Origin of the sequence: Streptomyces sp. NRRL S-495 (genome assembly GCF_000966955.1) — a bacterium.
Classification (GTDB): domain Bacteria; phylum Actinomycetota; class Actinomycetes; order Streptomycetales; family Streptomycetaceae; genus Kitasatospora; species Kitasatospora purpeofusca.
The window spans coordinates 1-1,895 of the sequence record NZ_JZWY01000418.1; the positions used below are offsets into that span (position 1 = coordinate 1).

Genomic DNA, 1,895 nt, shown 5'->3' on the forward strand with positions numbered 1-1,895 from the left:
GACCTGCACGGTCGCGGTCCGGAAACCGGCCAGCAGGGTCGGCAGCGCCGACGGCAGGCAGACCTGCCACAGCACCTGCGGGTGCGTCAGCCCGACCCCCCGGGCCGCGTCCCGCACATCCGGGTCGGTGCCCCGGACCCCCTCGACGGCGGCGACCAGCAGCGGCGGGGCCGCCAGCGCCACCAGCGGCACCAGGACGGCGGTGTCGCCGACCCCCGCGAGCAGGACCGCCAGCGTCACCAGCCCGAGCGTCGGCAGCGCGCGGGCCGCGCCGGCCATCGCGGTCACCACGGTGACGCCGCGCCCGGTGTAGCCGATCAGCAGCCCGAGCGGGACGGCCAGCAGCGCGGCGTAGAGCAGGGCCTCACCGGAGAGCAGCAGGTGCTCGGCGATCCGGTGGGCGATCGCGTTCGAACCGCTGCGGCGGTCCGGGTCGGAGAAGAAGTCCCCCAGCCAGGTGAACCAGTTCACTGCCCGGCTCCCTTCTCCCGGACGGCCCAGGGCGCGAGCAGCCGGCGGGCGCCGACCAGCAGCAGGTCCACGGCCAGGGCGAGCACCGCGATCAGGACGATCCCGGCCACGATCGGGGTCGGGAAGGTGCGCTGGAAGCCGTCGACGAACAGGTAGCCGAGGCCGCCCCGGCCGACCAGCGCGCCGACCGAGGCCAGCGAGATGCTGGAGACGGCCGCCACCCGCAGACCGGCCACCAGGTAGGGGACGGCGGCGGGCAGTTCGACGGCGGCCAGCCGGTGCCACGGCCCGTACCCCATCGCGGACGCGGCCTGCCGCACCGGGTCGGGCACGGCGCGCAGCCCGTCCACCGTGGTCGGCAGCAGCACGGCGACCGCGTAGAAGGTGAGCGGGATCATCACGGTGGCCTGGGTGGCGAGCCCGGTGTACGGGATGAGCACCACGAAGACGGCCAGCGAGGGCAGGGCGTAGACGATGTTGAAGACGGCGGCGAGCGGCTGGTAGAGGCGCGGGAACCGGGTGCAGGCCAGGCCGAGCGGGACCGCCAGCAGCAGGCCGATCAGCACCGGGACGAGGGCGATGACGGCGTGGTCGGCGAGCAGGTCGCCGAGGTAGCCGAGGTGGTCGCCGATCCAGTACCAGCGGACGAGCGGTTCATCGTCCACCGCCGGCTCCGTCCGTCTCGACCTGCGTGGCCTCTGCCTTCGCGGTCTCGGCCTTCGCGGTCTCTGCCTTCGTGGCCTCGACCTGCGCGGCCTTCGCGGCCTTCGCCGTCCCGACGTTGTCGGTCCCGGCCGCCGTGGCGGGCGGGCGGGCCGCGAGCGAGGCCAGGACCGCCTCGCGGTCGGCGGTACCGATCGCGCGGCCGTCGGGGTCCAGGGCGACGGCGATCCCGGTGGGGGACAGCACGGCCGCGTCCAGGGCGGCACGCAGGGTGTCGGCGTCCGGCCGGAACCCGGGCGCCGGCTCCAGGGCCGCGCCCGCCGCGTCCCGGTCGATCCAGCCGATCGGCCGCCGCCCGTCGTCCAGCATCAGCTCCCAACCGCCGAACCGGACCCCGTGCGGAGACCGCCCGGCGGCGTCGTCGCCCGGACCGCCGGGTATCGGCCGGACGGGGACCGAGGCGGCCGGCCGCAGCCCGAGCCCGCGCAGGCCCCGGTCACGGCCGAGGAAGGCGGCGACGTCCAGGTCCGCGGGCGCCGTCAGCAGCGTGTGCGGATCGGCGAGCTGGGCGATCCGGCCGCGCTCGCGCAGCACCACCACCTGGTCGCCGAGCCGGACCGCCTCCTCGATGTCGTGGGTGACGAACAGGACGGTCTTGTGCAGCTCGGACTGGAGGCGGAGCAACTCCTCCTGCAGCCCGGCGCGGACCACCGGGTCGACGGCGCTGAACGGCTCGTCCATCAGCAGCACCGGCGGGGCGG

At 75.8% G+C, this 1,895-nt stretch carries 2 protein-coding genes and 1 pseudogene; all 3 read right to left on the minus strand.

All coding sequences use genetic code 11. From position 1 onward, the window contains the following. A partial coding sequence (locus VR45_RS21995; protein ID WP_045941526.1) for an ABC transporter permease subunit occupies positions 1-471 on the minus strand: 471 nt, incomplete at its 3' end. Beyond that, the gene (locus VR45_RS22000) at positions 468-1,136 is read right to left on the minus strand and encodes an ABC transporter permease (protein ID WP_045941527.1); all 669 of its coding nucleotides are present in this window, start codon (positions 1,134-1,136) and stop codon (positions 468-470) included. The genes VR45_RS21995 and VR45_RS22000, both read right to left, overlap by 4 nt. Beyond that, a pseudogene (locus VR45_RS22005) lies at positions 1,126-1,895 on the minus strand (hypothetical protein); the annotation flags it as partial. The gene VR45_RS22000 and the pseudogene VR45_RS22005, both read right to left, overlap by 11 nt.